Origin of the sequence: Sphingomonas sp. J344, assembly GCF_024700005.1 — a bacterium.
Lineage (GTDB): Bacteria > Pseudomonadota > Alphaproteobacteria > Sphingomonadales > Sphingomonadaceae > Sphingomonas.
Map to the genome: position 1 here is coordinate 524,402 of NZ_JAJONB010000002.1, position 18,622 is coordinate 543,023.

At 66.5% G+C, this 18,622-nt stretch carries 14 protein-coding genes, 1 tRNA gene and 1 pseudogene; 5 read left to right on the forward strand and 11 right to left on the reverse strand.

The annotated features are described in order from the left end of the window. Positions 1 to 9 precede the first annotated feature (9 nt). Together LRS12_RS18670 and LRS12_RS18675 are read right to left on the reverse strand one after the other, a co-directional pair. Positions 10 to 2,528: pseudogene (locus LRS12_RS18670) on the reverse strand (ABC transporter permease). Next, entirely contained in the window at positions 2,525 to 3,223 is a 699-nt protein-coding gene (locus tag LRS12_RS18675) for an ABC transporter ATP-binding protein (protein WP_257845973.1), read from the reverse strand. Before LRS12_RS18675 ends, LRS12_RS18670 begins: the two are co-directional and overlap by 4 nt. 50 nt (positions 3,224 to 3,273) lie before the next feature. Here LRS12_RS18675 and LRS12_RS18680 point away from each other — a divergent pair, with 50 nt between their 5' ends. Together LRS12_RS18680 and LRS12_RS18685 are read left to right on the forward strand one after the other, a co-directional pair. After that, positions 3,274 to 3,960: an arylesterase gene (locus LRS12_RS18680; RefSeq protein ID WP_257845975.1), complete on the forward strand. Its 687-nt coding sequence runs from the start codon at positions 3,274 to 3,276 to the stop codon at positions 3,958 to 3,960. Positions 3,961 to 4,117: 157 nt separating this feature from the next. Further along, the gene (locus tag LRS12_RS18685) at positions 4,118 to 5,461 is read left to right on the forward strand and encodes a neutral/alkaline non-lysosomal ceramidase N-terminal domain-containing protein (protein ID WP_257845976.1); all 1,344 of its coding nucleotides are present in this window, start codon (positions 4,118 to 4,120) and stop codon (positions 5,459 to 5,461) included. An 18-nt stretch (positions 5,462 to 5,479) separates the two neighbouring features. On the opposite strand, the gene LRS12_RS18690 is transcribed toward LRS12_RS18685, so the two are convergent. Further along, entirely contained in the window at positions 5,480 to 6,373 is an 894-nt protein-coding gene (locus tag LRS12_RS18690; protein WP_257845977.1) for an ROK family protein, read from the reverse strand. Further along, complete coding sequence (locus LRS12_RS18695; protein ID WP_257845978.1) at positions 6,370 to 7,536, reverse strand: glycoside hydrolase family 68 protein; 1,167 nt, start codon at positions 7,534 to 7,536, stop codon at positions 6,370 to 6,372. Before LRS12_RS18695 ends, LRS12_RS18690 begins: the two co-directional genes overlap by 4 nt. Before the next feature lie 244 nt (positions 7,537 to 7,780). On the opposite strand from LRS12_RS18695, the gene LRS12_RS18700 reads away from it, so the two are divergent. After that, positions 7,781 to 8,761, forward strand: a complete 981-nt coding sequence (locus LRS12_RS18700; protein ID WP_257845979.1) for an alpha/beta hydrolase — start codon at positions 7,781 to 7,783, stop codon at positions 8,759 to 8,761. Here the strand turns inward: LRS12_RS18700 and LRS12_RS18705 are convergent. The 5 genes from LRS12_RS18705 to LRS12_RS18725 all read right to left on the reverse strand — a co-directional run bounded on the left by LRS12_RS18705 (position 8,758) and on the right by LRS12_RS18725 (position 15,240). Next, positions 8,758 to 9,987, reverse strand: a complete 1,230-nt coding sequence (locus LRS12_RS18705) for an MFS transporter (protein WP_257845980.1) — start codon at positions 9,985 to 9,987, stop codon at positions 8,758 to 8,760. The genes LRS12_RS18700 and LRS12_RS18705 overlap by 4 nt on opposite strands. A gap of 95 nt (positions 9,988 to 10,082) precedes the next feature. After that, positions 10,083 to 12,179, reverse strand: coding sequence for a TonB-dependent receptor domain-containing protein (locus tag LRS12_RS18710; protein ID WP_308223071.1), 2,097 nt, complete (start codon positions 12,177 to 12,179; stop codon positions 10,083 to 10,085). Positions 12,180 to 12,349: 170 nt separating this feature from the next. Then, complete coding sequence (locus tag LRS12_RS18715; RefSeq protein WP_257845982.1) at positions 12,350 to 13,426, reverse strand: alpha/beta hydrolase; 1,077 nt, start codon at positions 13,424 to 13,426, stop codon at positions 12,350 to 12,352. Between the two features lie 119 nt (positions 13,427 to 13,545). Next, positions 13,546 to 14,550: a LacI family DNA-binding transcriptional regulator gene (locus LRS12_RS18720; protein ID WP_257845983.1), complete on the reverse strand. Its 1,005-nt coding sequence runs from the start codon at positions 14,548 to 14,550 to the stop codon at positions 13,546 to 13,548. Positions 14,551 to 14,625: 75 nt separating this feature from the next. Then, positions 14,626 to 15,240, reverse strand: coding sequence for an SGNH/GDSL hydrolase family protein (locus LRS12_RS18725; RefSeq protein ID WP_308223072.1), 615 nt, complete (start codon positions 15,238 to 15,240; stop codon positions 14,626 to 14,628). A gap of 904 nt (positions 15,241 to 16,144) precedes the next feature. On the opposite strand from LRS12_RS18725, the gene LRS12_RS18730 reads away from it, so the two are divergent. Further along, positions 16,145 to 16,678, forward strand: coding sequence for a hypothetical protein (locus tag LRS12_RS18730; RefSeq protein ID WP_257845984.1), 534 nt, complete (start codon positions 16,145 to 16,147; stop codon positions 16,676 to 16,678). Then, on the forward strand, positions 16,660 to 17,373 hold the full coding sequence (locus LRS12_RS18735) for a S1 family peptidase (protein WP_257845985.1): 714 nt from the start codon (positions 16,660 to 16,662) through the stop codon (positions 17,371 to 17,373). The genes LRS12_RS18730 and LRS12_RS18735 overlap by 19 nt, the downstream gene beginning before the upstream one ends. A gap of 16 nt (positions 17,374 to 17,389) precedes the next feature. Here the strand turns inward: LRS12_RS18735 and LRS12_RS18740 are convergent. Beyond that, a tRNA-Gln gene (locus LRS12_RS18740) sits at positions 17,390 to 17,464 on the reverse strand. A gap of 54 nt (positions 17,465 to 17,518) precedes the next feature. After that, positions 17,519 to 18,595, reverse strand: coding sequence for a branched-chain amino acid aminotransferase (locus LRS12_RS18745; protein WP_257846196.1), 1,077 nt, complete (start codon positions 18,593 to 18,595; stop codon positions 17,519 to 17,521). Positions 18,596 to 18,622 lie beyond the last annotated feature (27 nt).

Sequence of the window (18,622 nt, forward strand, 5' to 3'; positions counted from 1 at the left end):
ACCGCCCGCTCAGAGCCTCCGCAATGCCTGAGCGGGACGCACCGACAGCACCGGCAGCGATCCGAGCAACCCGATCCCGAGCGTGAGCAACGCGCCCAGCCCCAGCGTCGCGCCGACGATGGTCCAGTCGGGTGCCCAGCCAAACTCGAACACCCCGGTAATGACATACCACGCCGCCAGCCCGCCCAGCCCCAGCGCCAGCGCCGCGAGGGTCAGCGCGAGCAGCGCATATTCGAGCGCCTGCGCCGCGAGAATCTGGCGCCGCGTCGCGCCCAAGGTCTTGAGGATGACGCTGTCATAGCTGCGCGCCTGTCGCGACGCGGCGATGGCGCCGACCAGCACGGCGATGCCGGCGAGGATCGTGACCGATGCCGAGAGCAGGATCGCCGTCGCCATCTGGTCAAGGATCGTACGCACCTGTCCCACCACCTCGCTCACCGCGATGATCGAAGCCGACGGGAATGCGCCGAGCAATGCGCGCGACACCTTGCCTTCATTGGCGCGATCCATGTCGATTGTCGCGGTCAGGCTGTGCGGCGCGGCGGCGAGCGTGTTGGGCGAGAAGACGAGGATATAGTTGAACCCCATCGTGTCCCAGTTGACCTGACGCAGCGACGCGATCCGCGCCGCGATCTCGCGACCGAGGATGCTGACCGTCATCGTATCGCCGACCCCGACATTGAGCAGCGTCGCCGCCTCACGGTCGAGCGACACCAAAGGCGGGCCAGCATAGTCCTTGTGCCACCATTGCCCGGCGACCAGCTCGCTGCCCTGTGGCAGCACGTCGGAATAGGTGACGCCGCGCTCACCGCGCAGGAACCACGCGCCCTCGGGCAGGGTCTCTAGATCGGCGACGCGCGTCTTGCCAAAGGCGGTGATCGTGCCGCGGAGAGCGGGGACGATGTTGAGCTGCGCCTCCGGGGCTTCGCGCTTGACCAATGCCGTGAACTCGCCACGCGCTTCGGACGGGATGTCGAGCACGAACTGGCTCGGCGCGCGTTGCGGCACGGCACGCTCGATCTCGGCATCCAGGCTGGTCTGGATCGCGGCCAGCGTGACAAACAGGGTAAGCGCAAGGCCCAGCGCGATCACCAGCGCGACGGTCTGTGCGCCGGGCCGGTGGAGGTTCGCGACGGCCAGCCGCAGCAGCGGGCGGCGCGGGCGTGGCAGCTTCGCAGAGACCCGCCGGATCAACGCGCCGATGCCGAGCAGGACAAGCAACACCAGCGCCACCGCGCCGAGCACCGCCCCGGCAAAGATCGGCTCGCGCGCAGTGACCAGCGCCAGCGTCACCACCAGAGCGCCTGCCAGCGCGACCATCAGCGTGCTGCGCCGGTCGATCCGGCGCGACTCCTCGACCCCGCTGCGCAGCTGCGCGGCGGCGGGATGGGTACGCGCGCGGGCGAGCGGCGGCATCGCGAAGGCAAAGGCGATCAGCAGGCCATAGGCTGCGCTGGTCAGCAGCGGGATCGGATAGACCGCAAAGCCCGGTGCGACCGGAAGCAGATCGCCCGCCAGCATGACGAACCCGATCGGCAGCAGCGCGCCGACGATCAGCCCCGCCGCCACCGCCAGCGCCGAAGCCGCCGCGATCTGAAGCAGATAGATGCGGCTGATATCCGCCGATGTCGCGCCGAGGATCTTGAACGTCGCGATCCCGCCGCGCTTCTGCCCCAGGTATGAGGCGACGCCGTTGCTCACCCCGATGCCAGCGATCACCAAAGCGGCGAGGCCGATCAGCGACAGGAACTGTCCCATCCGCTCGAAAAAGCGCACCGCGCCGGGCGCCGCGCGGTCGCGGGTCTTGTATTCGAAGCCCGCAGTCGGGAACCGATCCTTGAGCCCGTCCACCGCCTCATCCGGGGTCACGCCGGGGTTCAGACGCACGCGATATTTGGTCTCGTACAACGCGCCCGGTTGAAGCAATCCGGTGCGCTTCAGCCCGTCGAGCGAGACGATCGCGACCGGGCCGAGCGTGAACCCCTCCCCCACCCGGTCGGGTTCGTCGGCGATCATGCCGACAATGCGGAATGTCGCATCGCCATAGCGGATCTGGTCGCCGGTCTTGAGCAGCAGCCGTTCGGATAACGCCCGTCCGATCAGAATCGCGTCGGGTACGAGCTGGGCGTAGCGGCCCTGCGTCAGCGTCAGGCTGCCATAGAGCGGATAGCGGACGTCCACACCCTTGAGCTCGGTCAGCACCGCATCGGGCGCTCCGGCAATTGGGTCGCGCGCCGCGCCATCGCGCGGGTGCGGATCGTGTCGCTAACGGTGCCGAGCTGCGTCAGCGCCGCCCGTTCCTGTGCCGATGCTTGGCGCTGGGTCATCCCAACCTCGACATCGCCGCCGAGCAGCACCTGTCCCCGTGCCGAAATCTCACCGGTGATCGACGCGGTCAGGCTGCCGATCGTCGCGAGCGTCGCCACGCCGAGGAACAGGCAGACGAGCAACAGCCGCAGCCCGCGAAAGCCCGAATGCAGGTCGCGCCGCGCGATGCTCCACGCCGCGCGCCAGCCCAGCGCGCTCACGCGGCGCTGTCCGCGACGATCAGCCCGTCGCGCATCGTCAGCACGCGGTCGCACCGGCTGGCGAGCGCGGGGTCGTGGGTAATGATGAGCAGCGTGGCCCCCGCTGCGCGCTGGCGCTCGAACAACAGGTCGATGATCACCCCACTAGTCGCGCCGTCGAGATTGCCGGTCGGCTCATCGGCAAAGATGATTTCGGGCCGCCCCGCCACCGCGCGGGCAATGGCGACGCGCTGCTGCTCGCCGCCCGACAGCTGCACCGGATAATGGGTCAGTCGATGGCCGAGGCCGACCGCCTCCAGCTCCGCCCCGGCGCGCGCAAAGGCGTCCTCCGACCCCGCCAGCTCCAGCGGCACCGCGACATTCTCCAGCGCGGTCATCGTCGGCAGCAGGTGAAACGCCTGCAACACGATCCCGACCCTTCCCCGCCGCGCGCGCGCCAGCCCATCCTCGTCCAGCGTGTCGTATGCGATGCCCGCGACGCTCACGCTCCCGCCACTCGCCTGTTCGAGGCCCGACAGGATCGCCATCAGCGACGACTTGCCCGACCCCGACGGGCCGAGGATCGCGACGCTGCTGCCGCGCGCGATATCGACATCGATTCCCTTCAAAATTTCGGTCGGCGCTTCGCGCGTTCCAAGCGTCAGGGTGACATTACGCGCGCGGATTGCGATATCCGCCACCGGTTCGATCGACATAGGTGGAGATGACGTCCTTGATCAGAAAGCTTGCCCCATATGCGGGCGCGATGCTGCTCCTCCAAGGGCTGAGCGCATGTTCGGGCGAAAATGATGCCGCGAACCAGTCGCTAGCGACTCCGCCAACCCCCTCGGCGGTCGCCAGCGGGGGTGCGCAGAAGGCCGATGCGCGGTTGGTCGTCGCGTTCGGCGACAGCCTCTATGCCGGCTATGGCGTCCTGCCGCAGGAGAGTTTCCCGGCACAGCTGGAAAAGGCGCTGGCCGCGCGCGGGATCGCGGCGAGCGTGCGCAATGCTGGGGTTTCCGGCGACACCAGCTCGGCGGGGCTGCGGCGGCTGGGCTTCACGCTCGACGGACTGGATCGCAAACCCGACCTCGTCATGGTCAACCTTGGCGGCAACGATATGCTGCGCGGGATCGACCCCGCCGAGACCCGCGCGAACCTGACCGCGATCTGCGAGGAACTGAAAAAGCGCGGCATCCCGATCATGCTGACCGGCATGGTCGCCGCGCCGAACATGGGCCGCGACTATGCCGACGCCTTCAACGCGATCTATGGCGATCTGGCGAAGCGCTACGACGCGGTGCTGTATCCATTCTTCCTGGATCAGGTGGTGACCGACCCGGCGCTGATGCTGCCCGATCGCATCCATCCCAACCGCCAGGGGCTTGAGAGGATCGTGGAGCGGGTGACACCGCTGGTGGCGGAGGCGCTGAAGCCAGGCGAAGCGGGTTAGGCCGCCGCCTTTTGGGTTGCCATTCGTCCAGCCCATGCCTAACACGGTTAGCAATCGATTGCATAAGGCGATCGTCGGGCGGAGAGGATAATGCAGAAAGCGCGTCTGCCTGTCGTTCCGCCGCCATCTGCCCTCGGCTCCAACGGGATGTCCTGCCATGAAGATTGAGCTTCGCGCGGCCTGTGCCGCCACCCTGTTCTGCGTCGCCCTGCCCGCCTCCGCCCAGGCGCTGAAAGTGGGCGCGGCGAAAGTCGACATCACCCCCAAGGCTGCGGAATTGCCGAAGAACATGCTCGGCGTGCTCGACCCGCTGAACGTCCGCGCAATCGTGGTGGATGACGGCAAGACGCGGGCGGCGATGGTGACGGTCGACGCCGGGGCGATCATGACCGAGACCTGGGCCAATGTCGCGGCGCGGGTCGAGCGCGAACTCAAGATCCCGACCAGCCAGCTGCTGCTGACGGCCAGCCACACCCATAGCGCACCATGGATGCGGGGCCCGGCCTATGAGGCGCAGATCTTCGACGCGATCCGCAAGGCCGCGGCGGCGACCAGGCCTGCACGCATGGCCTATGGCACCGGCGTTTCCTACATCAACGTCAACCGCAACATCATCGACCCCAAGACCCGTCGCTGGTGGGAGGGGCCGAATTACGAGGGCGTGTCGGACAAGACTGTCGCGGTGGTGCGGTTCGAGACGCTGGAGGGCGCGCCGATCGCGGTCTATTTCAACTATGGCGTCCACGCCGTGCTGACCGGCAATCTCGATCTGGTGAGCGCCGACCTGCCCGGTGCCGCCTCCAACTATATCGAACAATCGCTGGGCGGTGACGCGGTCGCGGTCTATTCGAACGGTGCGGCGGGGGACCAGAACCCGATCTATTTCAACCAGACCTATGACCTGCGCGCGATCCGCACCGCCGACTATGCCGCGCGGGGTGAAGATATCAGCAACGCGATGCCGCCAGGCGGCACCGGCATGAACCGCAGCAATCCGCGCGTGGCGATGCTGATGGAACAGCAGAAGCAGATGGTGAAGTCGATGGGCCAGATGCTGGGCGAGGAAGTGCTGCACGTCAGCCGCGCCAGCCTGGAGCGTCCAGTCGCCGAAGCAACCATTCAGGGCGCGCAGACCAGCGTCACCTGCCCCGGCCGCAAGCGATTGGACAAGGGCCGTGCGGGCTATCCCGGCACCTATGAGGACGCAGACCCCGTCAGCATCCGCCTCAGCCTGCTCAAGATCGGCGACACGGTAATCGGCGGGGTCGATGCCGAGGTGTTCACGACCATCGCCCAGCGCTTCAAGCGCGAATCGCCGTTCAAGCACAGCATGATGACGACGATCACCAACGGCATGGCGCAGTCGGGCTATATCCCGAACGACGCGGCGTTCGCGTACAATACGTTCGAGGTCGTTTCGTCGCGGCTGAAGCCCGGCTGCGCCGAGAGCGCGATCGTCAATGGGCTGCTCAACCTGATCGACAAGGTCGACGCGAAGTGATCGGCTGGGCCGCGTCGCTCAGCGCGACGCGGCCTGCGCCAATGCGATCGCGCCGAGTGGGCCGGCGTCGGTGCCGAGACCCGCTGGCTGGATGATTTCGCCCACTGCCTCCGTGGTGACGAAGGGCAGATAGCTCTCGAGTTGGGCCACGACGATCTCCCGCACCCAGGGCAGAATGAAGGCACGTGACAAGGCGACGCTGCCGCCAAACAATATGCGGCGGGCCGACGTTGTCAGCAGGATCGCACAGCAGAGCTCGGCGATATCGGCGGCGACGTGACGCCAGATCGGGTCGCCATCGGACGCCGTGGCCGGGTCCATGCCGAAGCGCGCGGCGAGTGCCGGTCCCGACACCAGTCCCTCTACACAATCGCCGTGAAAGTCGCAGGCACCCGGGAAAAGATCGCCGGCGACACGCCGCAATCGGATGTGCCCGATCTCAGGGTGCATCGCGCCGTGAACGGGCTTGCCGCCGATCAGCAGCCCACCGCCCAATCCGGTCCCGATGGTGAGATAGCAGAGGCTGTCGCACCCCACCGCCGCGCCCCAGCGATACTCGGCCAGCGCAGCTCCGTTGACGTCGGTGTCGATCACCATCGGACACGCCAGTCCTTCGCTCAGCAGCGCCGCGACTGGCGCGCCGGTCCAGCCGGGCTTGGGCGTAGCGAGGATCTGCCCCAACCTCGGATCGCGCGGATCGAGCTGGATCGGGCCGAAACTGGCGATGCCGAGGCCCGCGAGCGGCGCGGCTGCCGCCCAGCCATCGAGGATTGCGCGCAATGCGCCGAGCGTGGCTATCGGCTCGCCTGTGGCGACGCTGTGCCGCTCGACGATCGCATCGCCCTGTGTCAGCACGGCAATCGCCTTGGTCCCGCCCAGCTCGATCCCCGCATAGCGTGGCGCGTCACTCATCCATCCGCCTCCAGCCCAGCCCTATCGCCCTGCAACCGCAAGCGCAGCATCGGCGCGAAGGTCGCGCCAAAGCGCCGGGCGCTCGCGTCGCTGCCATCGCTCCCCCAGGCGTCGATGAAACTGGTCACCTGAAGATCGGGCAATACCAGCCAGCTATAGGCCTGTTTGGGCGCAGCGTCAGGGTTTGCGAAGACCAGCCCCGTGCCGTTGAGCGGACGCCAGCCGCCGTCGATCCGGTCGCTCACCATGCCGTACAGCCCGGTGGGGCCGGTCGGGCCATCGGGGTTGAACACGTGCCGCTGGGTCGACCAGAAGAGGTAGTAGAGCCCCTGATGGAAGATCGCGTGCGGCCGCTCCAGCTCGTTGTTGAGCGTGTCGGCGCTGACCAGTGGCGATTGGATGTCCCATTCCGCCAGCGAGCTATCGCGCGCGCTCGCCCATCCGATCGCCCCGTTGAAGGCGGAGATTGAGCCCGCCAACGAAGCGGCGAAGAATACGTGGTGCCGCCCGTCGCGGGGGTCACGGAAATAGGCGGGGTCACGAAACGCCTTGATCGTGCCGACCGCACCGCTCCCGGCATCGCTCGCCATATAATGAGCAGAATCGCGGATCACGAACTCGCTCAGGTCGCGCCAATCGGTGAGGCGATAGCCGCCCTCCTGCGTCAACGTCGCATCCGCCCGGAACAGGCGTTGCTCGAACGTCGTCACCGCCTCGCCGCGCCGCCCGGTGGCGGTGAAGAACAGCGTCAGGGTGCGGCGATCCGGGGCAAGCAGCGCGGAGCCGGACCACTCGCGGCTTCCCGGCGCGAACTTGTCCGGCATTGCCGGGCCCAGCGAACGCCAGCCCATTGCGTCACGCAGGATCAGGTGGATCCGGGCATGGCCGTGCCGCGCGTCGGGATCGGGAAAACGCGGCGCGCCGAGCGCCATCCATAGCGTCTGTCCACCGGGCAGCGCGGAGGGCGTCCCATCGGCGTCCTGCACCGGCCAGGCATCCCAGATGTCTAGATCGGGCGCGATTCGCACCACATCCGCGTCGCCGATCAGCGGCGCGCTCTCGTGGCGACGTCCAGCGAGTACGCGGATATGGTCGGGGCTCCAAAGCGCCGCTCCGACCGGCTTGGCCGTCAACTCGACCGGGGTGGTATCGGCCGTGCTCAACGGACGGCCCGCCCACGGCACGCGGGGCGAATGGCGGCGTCTCCGGCACGCCCGGTCGGGCAATCCACATCAGCTTGCCGGATCAATTCCACTCTCCCTGTCTCTTGCCCACGCAACTTCCTTGACGTGTTCGGATGTGTTTCGCAATCGATTGTGAATACAGCTTGCAACCCCCGGCTCGAAGCGCTTCTATCGCGCGACCGGAGAAGCAAATACGTTGCCCGGATCGGGAGGATGCAAGCAGGTGAAGATCGGACCCATCGGACGACGCGGATTCATCGCCGGAGCCACCAGCCTCGCGGCGCTGGGTGCCAAAGCAAACGGCGCGGCGGCGGCGCAATTCCCCAAGCTCCCACCGATGCCCCGCGCCTGGATCGATGCCGAACAGATTCCGCTCTGGCCGAACGGCGCTCCCGGCGGCGGCTACACCGCCCGCGCGGTCCCCACCGATTGGCCCGACATCATGGTCCGCAACATCGAAACCCCGATGCTGCGCGTGTTCCGCCCGGAAAAGTCGAATGGCCGCGCATTGCTGTCGATCCCCGGCGGGGCCTACACGTTCGTGTCGATCCTCAACGAAGGCGTCGATGTCGCGCGCGCGATGAGCGCGCGTGGCTATACGGTGTTCGTGCTCACCTATCGCCTGCCCGACGAAGGCTGGGCGAAGCGCGAAGACGTTCCGTTGCAGGATGCACAGCGCGCGATCCGCGTGATCCGCGCCAACGCCGCGCGCTATGGCTATGACCCGGCCAAGGTCGCCGCAGTCGGATTTTCGGCCGGCGGGCATCTCGGCGCGACGCTGGCCACAGGCTTTGCAGAACAGGTCTATGCGCCGCGCGACGCGACCGATGCGCTCGACGCCCGACCCGCGGCAATGGCACTGATCTATCCCGTTATCAGCGTCACCGCGCCCGAAACGCATGGCGAGTCCGCGATGCGGCTGCTTGGAACGACGCCCTCCGCCGAGCTGATTTTCAAACGCTCGCCCGCCCAACATGTCACCGTGCAGACGCCGCCGGTGTTCCTCGTCCACGCGCTGGACGACAAGGCGGTTCCGGCCGAGAACAGCATGATCATGCTGCGCGCGCTGCAGGCGGCGAACCGCCCGGTCGAGCTGCATCTGTTCGAAGCGGGCAATCACGGCTTCGGCGTTGGGCGTCCCGACACGCCCGTCAGCCACTGGCCCGCGCTGTTCGCCGTCTGGCTCGACCGCCATATGGCCTAGGCGCGATAATCGTCGGCGTCGCGCTGCGCGAGCAGCGCGTCGAACGGCGCGCGCGACCTGTTCCAGCCGCACAGCAACGCCAGCAGCGTCGCGAACACACCACCCAGCAGGATCGCATAGCTGCTGTCCGCCAACCACTCGCCAAGCGCGCCCATCGCGAGCGGCGCGAGCACTGCGCTGACACAGGTGAAGAACAGCAGCAGCCCGGCGATCGACCCATGCCGCCCCTTGTCGTAGCAGCTGATCCCGGTCGAATTGATCGTCGGATACAGCACCGACATGAACAGCCCGGTCGCGGGCAGGGCAAAGATGGCCACTTCCCGCCCGCCAATCACCGCGATCCAGAACAGCGCCGCCATCGCCGAGCTGCACACCAGGATCACGCTTGCCCAGTCATAGCGCGCGAGCAGCCATACGCCGAGGAACCGCCCTGCCGCGCGCAACACGAAGAAGATCGACACGACATAGGCCGCCAGCCACAGCCACGACCCCGAATAATCGGCGAGATAGGTCGGCGCCCAGACATAGATCGCCGCCTCCGCCCCGACATAGAGCATCAGCGCAGTGCCAAAGAAGCGCGCGGGCGGATCGCCGGCCATGCGGATCGCCTCGCTGGCGCGGACCGGCTCGGTACGGGTGATGATCGGTCTTGGAAAACGCGCAACCGCCGATCCCAGCACCAGCAGCGCGCACAGCATCGCCGCGATGATGTACACCCATTTCCAGCTCGCGCCGTTGAGCAGCATATAGGCGACGATGCCCGGCCCGATAATTGCGCCGACGCCGAAAAACCCCTCGATCAAATTCATCGTCCGCGCATGTTCGCCGGTCGAGCGCGACAGGTCGCCGATCAGCGCCAGCGCGCCGGACTTGAAAATGCCGATGCCGATGCCGGACATGAACAACAGGCTGGTGAAGAACAGGAAGCTGTGTCCCGCGGCGAACAGCGCCGAGCTGACCCCGAACAGGACCAGGCCAATCAGGATCGTCGCCTTGCGCCCGATCCGGTCGGCCAGGAAACCGAGCGCGATCGCGGAGATGCCGATCCCGGCCATGGTCGCGTACTGGAACGATCCGCCGGCGGTCAGACCCAGCTGAAACTCGCGGATCACCTCGGGGATGACGGTGCCGACCGAGTCGGTGGTCATCGCAAACATCGCGAACATCAGGAAGACCAGCGCCTTGAGCAATGTCGCCGCGCCGTCGCGTCCCGCCCGATCGTTCATCCCGCTCTCCGATCCATCATGTTATGCGACAGGTAGTACGACGGAAAGAGCGGGAGGCGCAGTGCCTCCCGCCCATCCCGCAAATCCGCTTCCGGTCAGGGCGTGACCCGGAAACGAAGGCCGATGGTACGCGGGGTCGGCCCCGACCCCGACAACGGGCCGTTGGTGCCGACAAAGGTCGGCCCACGCTCGTCGGTCAGGTTGTTGCCGATCAGCGCCAGCTCATACGGGCCGTGCCGCACGCCCAGCGTCAGGGCCATCACGTTGTAGGACGGCGCGGTGATCCCATTGCCCTGCAACCGGTCGCCGCTGTGGCTCAAGGAGAGGTTGCCGAACAGGTTCACATTGTTGGCAATGTCGCCGTTGTAGCCCAGGTCGACACGGAAGTTGTTCGACAGCGTGTTGGTCAGCCGTGCGCCGGGCCGCAACAGTGGCTGGGCCGCCGCGACGATCGGGTTCACGCGGGTATATTTGCTGTCGTTGAAGTTGCCGACAAAGCCCAGATTGAAGCCCTTGAGCGGCGTGTTCCAGCGCAGCTCCAGATCGACGCCCTTGGTCTTCGCATCACCGAAATTGGCAAAGCCGTCGACGTTGGCGATCGACCCGGTGACCGACGTCTGCAGGTTGGTATATTCGAGCTGATACAGGTTCAGGCCGATATTCAGCGACCGGTCGGCGCTGCGCCATTTCACGCCGAACTCATAGTTGGTCGACGATTCCGGCTCCAGCGTCACGCCCGTCGGCACGCCCGCGCCGGTGACCGACTGGACCTGCACGCGCGACTGGACGATGCCGGGACGGAAGCCGGTCGCCGCCGAGATGAACATCGTCAGATCGTCGCTCGGCAGATAGGATAGATTGACCCGCCAGGTGGTCACGTCCTTCGTCGTCGGCAGCGTCTCGGTCGCGTCGGCGAACGCGCGGTCGTCATGGTACTGCCGCAGCCCGACCAGCGGGACCAGCTTGCCGTCGAACAACTCATAGCTGACCTCGCCGAAGAATGCGTAATTCTCGGTCAGCGTGTCGTTATCGGCGTTGATGACCAGGCCCGGAAGGGTCAGCGTATTTTCCTGCGGCCCCGACCCGTTCTGGTAGGACGCGCCGAGCAGCCATTTGAACGGCCCGCTGCCGTTGGAGTTCACCCGCAATTCCTGCGCGAACATGCTCGGCAGGAACTGGCTCGAGAATGAGCCGGAGGGCGAGAGCGGGATGTTGATCCCGAACACGCCGTCGAGCTGGCTGGTCGCGCTGGTGATCGAGAAGGCGTCGAAATCGACCGTCGCGGTCAGGCTGTACAGCGTGAAATCGCCATTCGAAAAGCCGTCCTGCCCCGCAGTGTTCTGGAAATAGGGCGGGCTGACCGACGCGGTGAATCCGGTGAAGCCCTGGCGCGGGCGGAATTTCCAGTACTGCGCGCGGATGTTCACGTTGTCCGCCGGGCGGAACAGCGCGACGACGCGGATATCGTCATTCTTGGCGACATTGACCCCCGTCTCGTCGGGCGTGCCGTCGAAGGCGCCATAATAGGCGTCGGCCCAGCCGGCATCGCGCGAGAAACCGCCGCTGACGCGCACCGCGAGCATGTCCTTGACGATCGGCACCGAGATCGCGCCGGCCACGCCATAGTTGAGGCCATCGGCACCGCGTGTCTGCGATGCCTCCGCCTCGAACGCGTAATCGAATTCCTTGAGGTTCGGGTCGCGCGTGCGGAAGATGAACACGCCGCCCGACGAGCCCTGGCCATAGAGCGTGCCCTGCGGCCCGCGCAGCACTTCGACGCGATCGATGTCGAGGAAGCGCACGGGCGGGGCGATGCCGAAATTGGTGACGATGAACGGCGCGTCGTCGAGATAATAGCCGATCGGCGAGTCGCCATTCTGCGTGACGCTGCCGCGCAGATTGTAGAAGCGCGATCCGTTGGACTGACGGAACCCCTCGAACGCGCCCGGCACGCTCGACACCAGGTCACCGATGGTGCTGATGTTGCGCTCCTTCAGCTCCTCGCCATCGAACGCCTGGATCGCGAGGGGGACTTCCTGAAGCGCCTGCGCGCCGCCCTTTGCGCGGTGACGACCACTTCGTCCGAGCTGGCGTCGGCGGGTGCCCGGGCCTCCTGACCTGTGTCGCTCTGCGCAAAGGCAGGCACTGATCCCAAGACGCTTGCGACCGCAATGGCCGCGACTGACGTGCAGAAACGCTTCATTATCCTCTCCCCGGTTATTTTTTCAATCGATTGCATAAATAGGCCGGAGGACGTCGTCAAGGAGCGGCCCGACCCGTGCGTTCCTCCAGCTATTCAATCAACAGGCGACTAATGCAATCGTTTGCCACTCAAACGGTTGCCAAGCCTTTGCGGTCGTTCCTATTTGGCGGGGCGCGCAAAGGCGCGACGCAGCGCCTCGATCTTCGCGCGGTTGAACTGCCTCGCTTGCGGCGAGTCAGCCGACAGCTGGTCGAAGCCGTGATAGGCCCCCGGAATAACCTGCAATTCGGTCGGCACCCCGGCCTCGTTCAGCCGCCGGGCATAGTCGATATCCTCGCTGACGAAGAGATCGACCCCGCCGACCTGGATGAAGGCGGGCGGCAGTCCCGCAAGGTTTTGCGTGCGCGCTGGAACGGCGCGCGCCGGCACCTTGTCGGTTCCGGGTTCCTGGCCCAGGAACGCCTTCCAGCCATATTGGTTTTCCAACCCGCTCCACCCCACGGTGGCGATATGGCCAGGCAGCTTCACCGCCCCGCCGGTGCGGTCGTCCAGCATGGGATAGACCAATGCCTGAAACGCGATGGGGATTTCTCCGCGGTCGCGCGCGGTAATGGCCAACAGAGCCGCATGCCCCCCGCCCGCGCTCTCGCCGGTCACCGCAATGCGGCTGCGGTCCAGACCCAGTTCGGCGGCATTGCGATACATCCAGCTGAGGCCCGCATAATTGTCCTCGATCGACCCCTGATAGGTCGTTTCCGGTGCAAGGCGATATTCGACGCTGACGATCACCGCATCGAGCTCGCGCGCCATGTCCTGAAGACGGCGGACATCGGTCGCGGCGGTGCCGAGGATGTAGCCGCCGCCATGGGTATGGACGATACCGGGACGGCTGGTCCCCGGCTTGGCGTTGATGACGAACAACTTCACCTGCGGCGCACCGACCGGGCCGGGAATCATCTTCTCGACCACGGGAATATCGGCGTGACGCGGGGGGATCGGGGGACCACCGCCGCGCTTTCGCGACGCCAGCACCATCGCCTCGTCAATCGTGCCCATCATCTTGGAGAATCCCAGCGCCAGCCGCGCGCCCGCGCGCAGCTCCGGCGCGATCGGCGCGAGCTTCGCTTCATCCTCGGCAGTGAGCGGAGGTGGCGTCGGGGCTTGCTGCGCGGATGCAGCGGGCGGCGCCATCGCGAGCAAAGCCGCGCCGCAAAATGCCGAGATCCTTGCCCGCATCACACTCTCCCACACGTTTTCCGGTCGCTTCGGACTCGGGTCCACTATGTCGACACCCTATTAGCAATCGATTGCAAGTCAACTCGACCAAAGTCGTAGGGCGCCCGGCCTGGCAACAATCAGCTGGACTCGCGGACGATGAGTTCGGGATTGAGGATCGTCGATCCGGTCGCATCGCCGGCGATGCGCTTCATCAGGCTGTCGACCAGATGCGCCGCACCTGCGGCAAGGTTCTGGCGCACGGTGGACAGTGGCGGTGCGCTCGTGCGGGCGAGGTAGAGATCGTCATAACCGACCACCTTCACATCCCCCGGCACCGAAAGGCCGCGTGTCGCCAGCACCTGAATCGCGGTCAGCGCGATCAGATCGGACGCGGCGAAAATGCCGTCGGGCAGGATAGCTGACTGGTCGAGAAACGTGTCGATGTCCGACCCGCTGACTTCCGAAGCAAAATGGGTCGGGGCATCGACCAGCACGATGTCGTTGTGCGCTCCGATCGCGGCCTTTGCGCCTTGGAGCCGCAGCGACGGTTCGATCGCCTGGGTATTGCCCAAGAACGCGATCTTGCGGCATCCGCGGTCGATCAGATGCTGGGTCGCCAGCCGTCCGCCCAGGAAATTGTCGGTGCCCACCGAACAATGGATCTGCCCCTGGACAAATCCGCCCCATGCGACCAGCGGCAGATAGTCGGCGGCGATCCGGTCGAGCACCTGCGACTGATCCGACTGGCCGACGATGATGAAGCCGTCGACGCGGTCGGCATCGATCAGCCGGGACAGCCAATTGTCCTGGTTGGGAATGACACGCGACAGCATCAGGTCGAACCCGCGCTCGCTCAACTCGTCGGCGAGATAGCCGATCAGCGTCATGAAGAACGGATCGGACAGATGCTGTCCGCGATCATGGCCCAGCGGCACGACAACGCCGATCGCGCCGCGCTGCTTGGTCCGCAAATTGCGGGCGAGCGCGCTGGGACGGAAATCGTGCTTTTCCGCGAGCTTGCGAATGCGTTCCGACGTCTTTGAATTGACCATCGTCTTGCCGGCCAGCGCGCGCGACACGGTCGCGGCCGACACCCCGGCAAGTTCGGCGAGGTCGTAGATGGTCTTGATCTTGCGCGTCAAATTCCGCCTCCCCCGCACGCCAAGGGGATAGGGTTGCCGTGCCCCCTTTGCAACAAGCGCATGTCCGGTTGCAAACTAAGGCTTCAGGAACCGCGCGACGTCCACTGCCGCCGCCATCGCGGCATTGCCGGCGTCGTTCGGATGGACATGATCGCCGGGGTCATAGGCCGGGTTCAGCCGCGTCGGACGCGCGGGGTCGCGCAGCGTGGCGTCGAAATCGACCACCGCGTCGAACCTTCCGCTGGTGCGGATCCAGCTGTTGACCGCCTCGCGCAGCGCCTCGGTCTTCTCGCTGTACAGCCACAGCCCCTCGGTCGGCGCGATCGTCGCGCCCATCACCTTGATACCGTGCAGATGCGCCCGATCGATGAACTGCGCATAGGCGGCGATCAGTTCTTCCGCCGTGACCGCCTCACTCGACGGCATGCCCGGTATCGCCGCGAAGTTGATGTCGTTGATCCCTTCCAGCAGGATCACCCATCGCACCCCTGGCCGCGCCAGCACGTCGCGGTCAAAGCGCGCCAGTGCCGACAGGCCAGCGCCGTCGCGCCGCACGCGATTGCCGGAAATGCCCATATTGACGACCGAGAGATGCCGGGTTCGCGCATCTTTTTGCAGCCGATCGGCAAGCAGGTCGGGCCAGGCGCGGCCCGTGTCCGGGGTCGTTCCATAGCCATCGGTGATCAGAATCCCCGAACGCGACGATCGTCCCCGCCTCGGGGGCTGCCTCCACCACGACGCCGGTTAGCCAGAGATAGGATCGGTTGGTATCGGATCCGCTCAGCGCCGTGTCGCCGGTTCGGTCACCCTTGACGATGTAGGTGGTACGCAGTCCCAGCGGATGAAGCGTGTTGACGGCGGTATCCGCAGGCAGATGGATCGAAACCGCGAGCTGCTCGAACGCCGCCAGGTCGATGCTGACGGGATCACTGGTCGCAACCGCGCCGGGCTGGATCGTCACATCCGCTTGCCCCGCAAAGCTGAGCGCCCGCGACGTGCCGGCAACGATCGCAGAGGCGCCGGCACTCTTGGCGATCGCGGCCCGTCCGATCCTGACTGGCTCGCCCCCGGATGCGTTGGAGAACTGGACGCGCAAGACGCTGCCGCCGATCGTGGGGCGCACGATCATCCGCACGGTCTGGTCGTGCAGCCGTTGGGGCGTAGGAAGGACCGGCGACGGTGCCGATGGCGGGGGCGCGGGACGCGTCTCGCCTTCGGGTCGCGGGGGCATCCGGGGCGGCGGCATGGGTGCGAGCTGCTGCGCAGTTCCCCAGGCGCTGATCCAGCGATCCCCGGCCTGCGCGGTCGATGCGAACATCAGCGACAATGCACCCAGTAGCAGCGCGGTACCGCCTCCGTTCAACCCAGAATCTCATCGCGCCCCTCCCGAAAAACGTTCCCGTCACAGGGCCGCGAGCGAAGTGACTTGCGACCTGCAATCGATTGCCATGAATGGATCGGCTATCATCGCCAACAATGGATCGCAAGTGGTCGGGGCGTTCCTTGAAATCCGGGAGGTCGCGAAGCGGTCCCCGGCATATCCGCTGACGGCTGAACCGCTTCTCACCGCCGCCCAGCTCATGTAGGCGAAGCCATGCGCCCGACCTCATCGCGCCTGTTCCTGCCCGCCGCGCTGATGCTGGCCGCAACCCCGGCAGCCGCGCAGACCGCCCAGACGCGCGACGACGCGCTGGCGCAGGACGGTGCCGAATATGCCCGCGCCTATGGCGTTACGCAGCCCGAAGCGGTGCGGCGGCTCGCGGCGCAGCAGGACAGCGTTCCCGTCATCGACGCGATCGCCGACCGCTACCGCGACCGTCTCGCCGGAATCTCGGTCCAGCATCGTCCCGACTACCGCTTCATCGTCTATCTGACGGGCGACCAGCCGGTCCCCACGCGCTGGATCACGGCGGGGACGACGCGGGTTCAGGTTCAGTTTCGCACCGGAGCAAAGGTTAGCCGCGACCGCGTGGTTTGGGCGCTGTCCCATCACCAGGCCGCGATCCGCGCGGCGCTGGGCAGCTATCCCGCCATGGGCATCGACCCGCGTACCGGTGAGCTGGTGGTGATCGCGGGCAATGCCGCAGTCGAGAAGGCAGGGGAGCCGCGATGCTCGACGCACGGCTGACACAATTGACCGGCGTCCCGGTCCGGGTCCGCGCGCTCGATCATGTGGACCGCAACCTCGGCCCACAGGGCGGCGGGCGGCTCGACGGGACCGATCCGGTCAGCGGCAAGCGCTATCGCTGCACCAGCGGCTTTCTGGTCGGCGACGGCACGCGCACCGGCATCACCACCGCCGCCCACTGCCTCGACGACCTCAGCTATATCGATCCGCAGCGCCAGGCGACCCCGCTCGCCTTTGTCGGGCAATGGGGCTGGGGCTATCACGACGTTCAGATCCATGCCGGCCCCGCCCCCGCCCGCCCGCTGTTCTTCGCCGACACCGCACGGACGGTGGCGCGCCCGGTCGAGGTGCAGCGGACCAAGCCGAGCACCCGCGCGGGCGACTTTGTCTGCCATCGCGGCGAGAGCACGGGGTACAGCTGCGCCGAAGTGACCCTGCTCGATTTCGCCCCATCGGGCGAGCTGTGCGGCGGGTTCTGCCTTCCCACCTGGGTCGCTGTGGCGGGGCCGACGTGCAAACAGGGCGACAGCGGCGGTCCGGTGTTCAGCGGAACGGCCGCGTTCGGAATCGTCAAGGGCGCAACGTTCCGCCGCGACGGTTCCTGCGCCTTCTATTTCTATATGTCGCTCGATTACCTGCCGACGCCCTGGACGCTGCTGATCGAGACACCGACCGTCATCACGGGCCGCCCCTAGATCGATCGGGTGGGAATGGCTGGGGCGGCTGGATTCGAACCAGCGCATGGCGGTACCAAAAACCGCTGCCTTACCGCTTGGCTACGCCCCAACATGTCGCGGAAGCGACGCCCTTAGAGCGCCGCGCCGCCGCTGAAAAGAGGATTTAACCGAACCGATGCACCCAGCCATGCGGGTCGGGCGCTTCGCCGCGCTGGATCGCGGTCAGGCGTGCCTTGAGCGCTTCGGTCACCTGTCCCGGGCCGCCGCTGCCGATGGTGAAGCCGCCGTCGCGGCTCTTCACCTGGCCGACCGGGGTGACCACCGCCGCGGTGCCGCAGGCAAAGGTTTCGACCAGCCGACCGCTGTTCGCATCCGCCTCCCACTGGTCGATCGCATAGGGCTCCTCACGCACCGTGATCCCCTGCTCCCGCGCCAGCGCGATGATCGACTCGCGCGTGATTCCGGGCAGGATCGTGCCGGTCAGCGGCGGGGTGACGATGCTGCCATCGTCGAACACGAAGAACAGGTTCATGCCGCCCAGTTCCTCCACCCAGCGGCGCTCAGCCGCGTCGAGGAACACGACCTGGTCGCAGCCCTGCTTGATCGCCTCGGCCTGCGCGACCAGGCTGGCGGCATAGTTGCCACCACACTTGGCCGCCCCCGTACCGCCCGGCGCGGCGCGGGTGTAATGGTCGGAGACCCAGATCGTCACCGCCTTCGCCCCGCTCTTGAAATAGGCACCGGCGGGCGATGCGATGACGAGGTAGAGATATTCGCTCGCGGGCTTCACCCCCAGGAACACCTCGCTCGCGAACATGAACGGGCGCAGATAGAGCGACCCGCCCTCAAGCGTCGGAATCCAGTCGCGGTCGGCGGCGACCAGCGCCTCGAGCGAGCCGATGAACAGCTCGTCGGGCAGTTCGGGCATCGCCATGCGCCGCGCCGATTCGCGGAAGCGGCGGGCATTCTCCTCGGGGCGGAACAGCGCGGTCCCGCCATCGCCGAGGCGATAGGCCTTGAGCCCCTCGAAAATCTCCTGCGCATAGTGCAGCACGGCGGTTGCGGGATCGAGCGTCAGGGGTGCGCGCGCGGTGATTTTCGCGTCGTGCCAACCCTTTGCGTCCGACCAGCGGATCATCGCCATATGATCGGTGAACAGCTTTCCGAAGCCCGGATCGGCAAGGAGGCGCGTCCGCTCGTTCGCATCGACCGGAGCCGGATTGGCTTCAACGTGGAACAGGCTGCTCACATCACTCTCCCGAATTGA

Bases quoted from the DNA above. Each gene is read 5' to 3' on its own strand.
- LRS12_RS18705 (WP_257845980.1), bottom strand. From the start codon at position 9,987: ATGAACGATCGGGCGGGACGCGACGGCGCGGCGACATTGCTCAAGGCG.
- LRS12_RS18685 (WP_257845976.1), top strand. From the start codon at position 4,118: ATGAAGATTGAGCTTCGCGCGGCCTGTGCCGCCACCCTGTTCTGCGTC.
- LRS12_RS18675 (WP_257845973.1), bottom strand. From the start codon at position 3,223: ATGTCGATCGAACCGGTGGCGGATATCGCAATCCGCGCGCGTAATGTC.
- LRS12_RS18690 (WP_257845977.1), bottom strand. From the start codon at position 6,373: ATGAGTGACGCGCCACGCTATGCGGGGATCGAGCTGGGCGGGACCAAG.
- LRS12_RS18730 (WP_257845984.1), top strand. From the start codon at position 16,145: ATGCGCCCGACCTCATCGCGCCTGTTCCTGCCCGCCGCGCTGATGCTG.
- LRS12_RS18735 (WP_257845985.1), top strand. From the start codon at position 16,660: ATGCTCGACGCACGGCTGACACAATTGACCGGCGTCCCGGTCCGGGTC.
- LRS12_RS18680 (WP_257845975.1), top strand. From the start codon at position 3,274: ATGCTGCTCCTCCAAGGGCTGAGCGCATGTTCGGGCGAAAATGATGCC.
- LRS12_RS18715 (WP_257845982.1), bottom strand. From the start codon at position 13,426: ATGCGGGCAAGGATCTCGGCATTTTGCGGCGCGGCTTTGCTCGCGATG.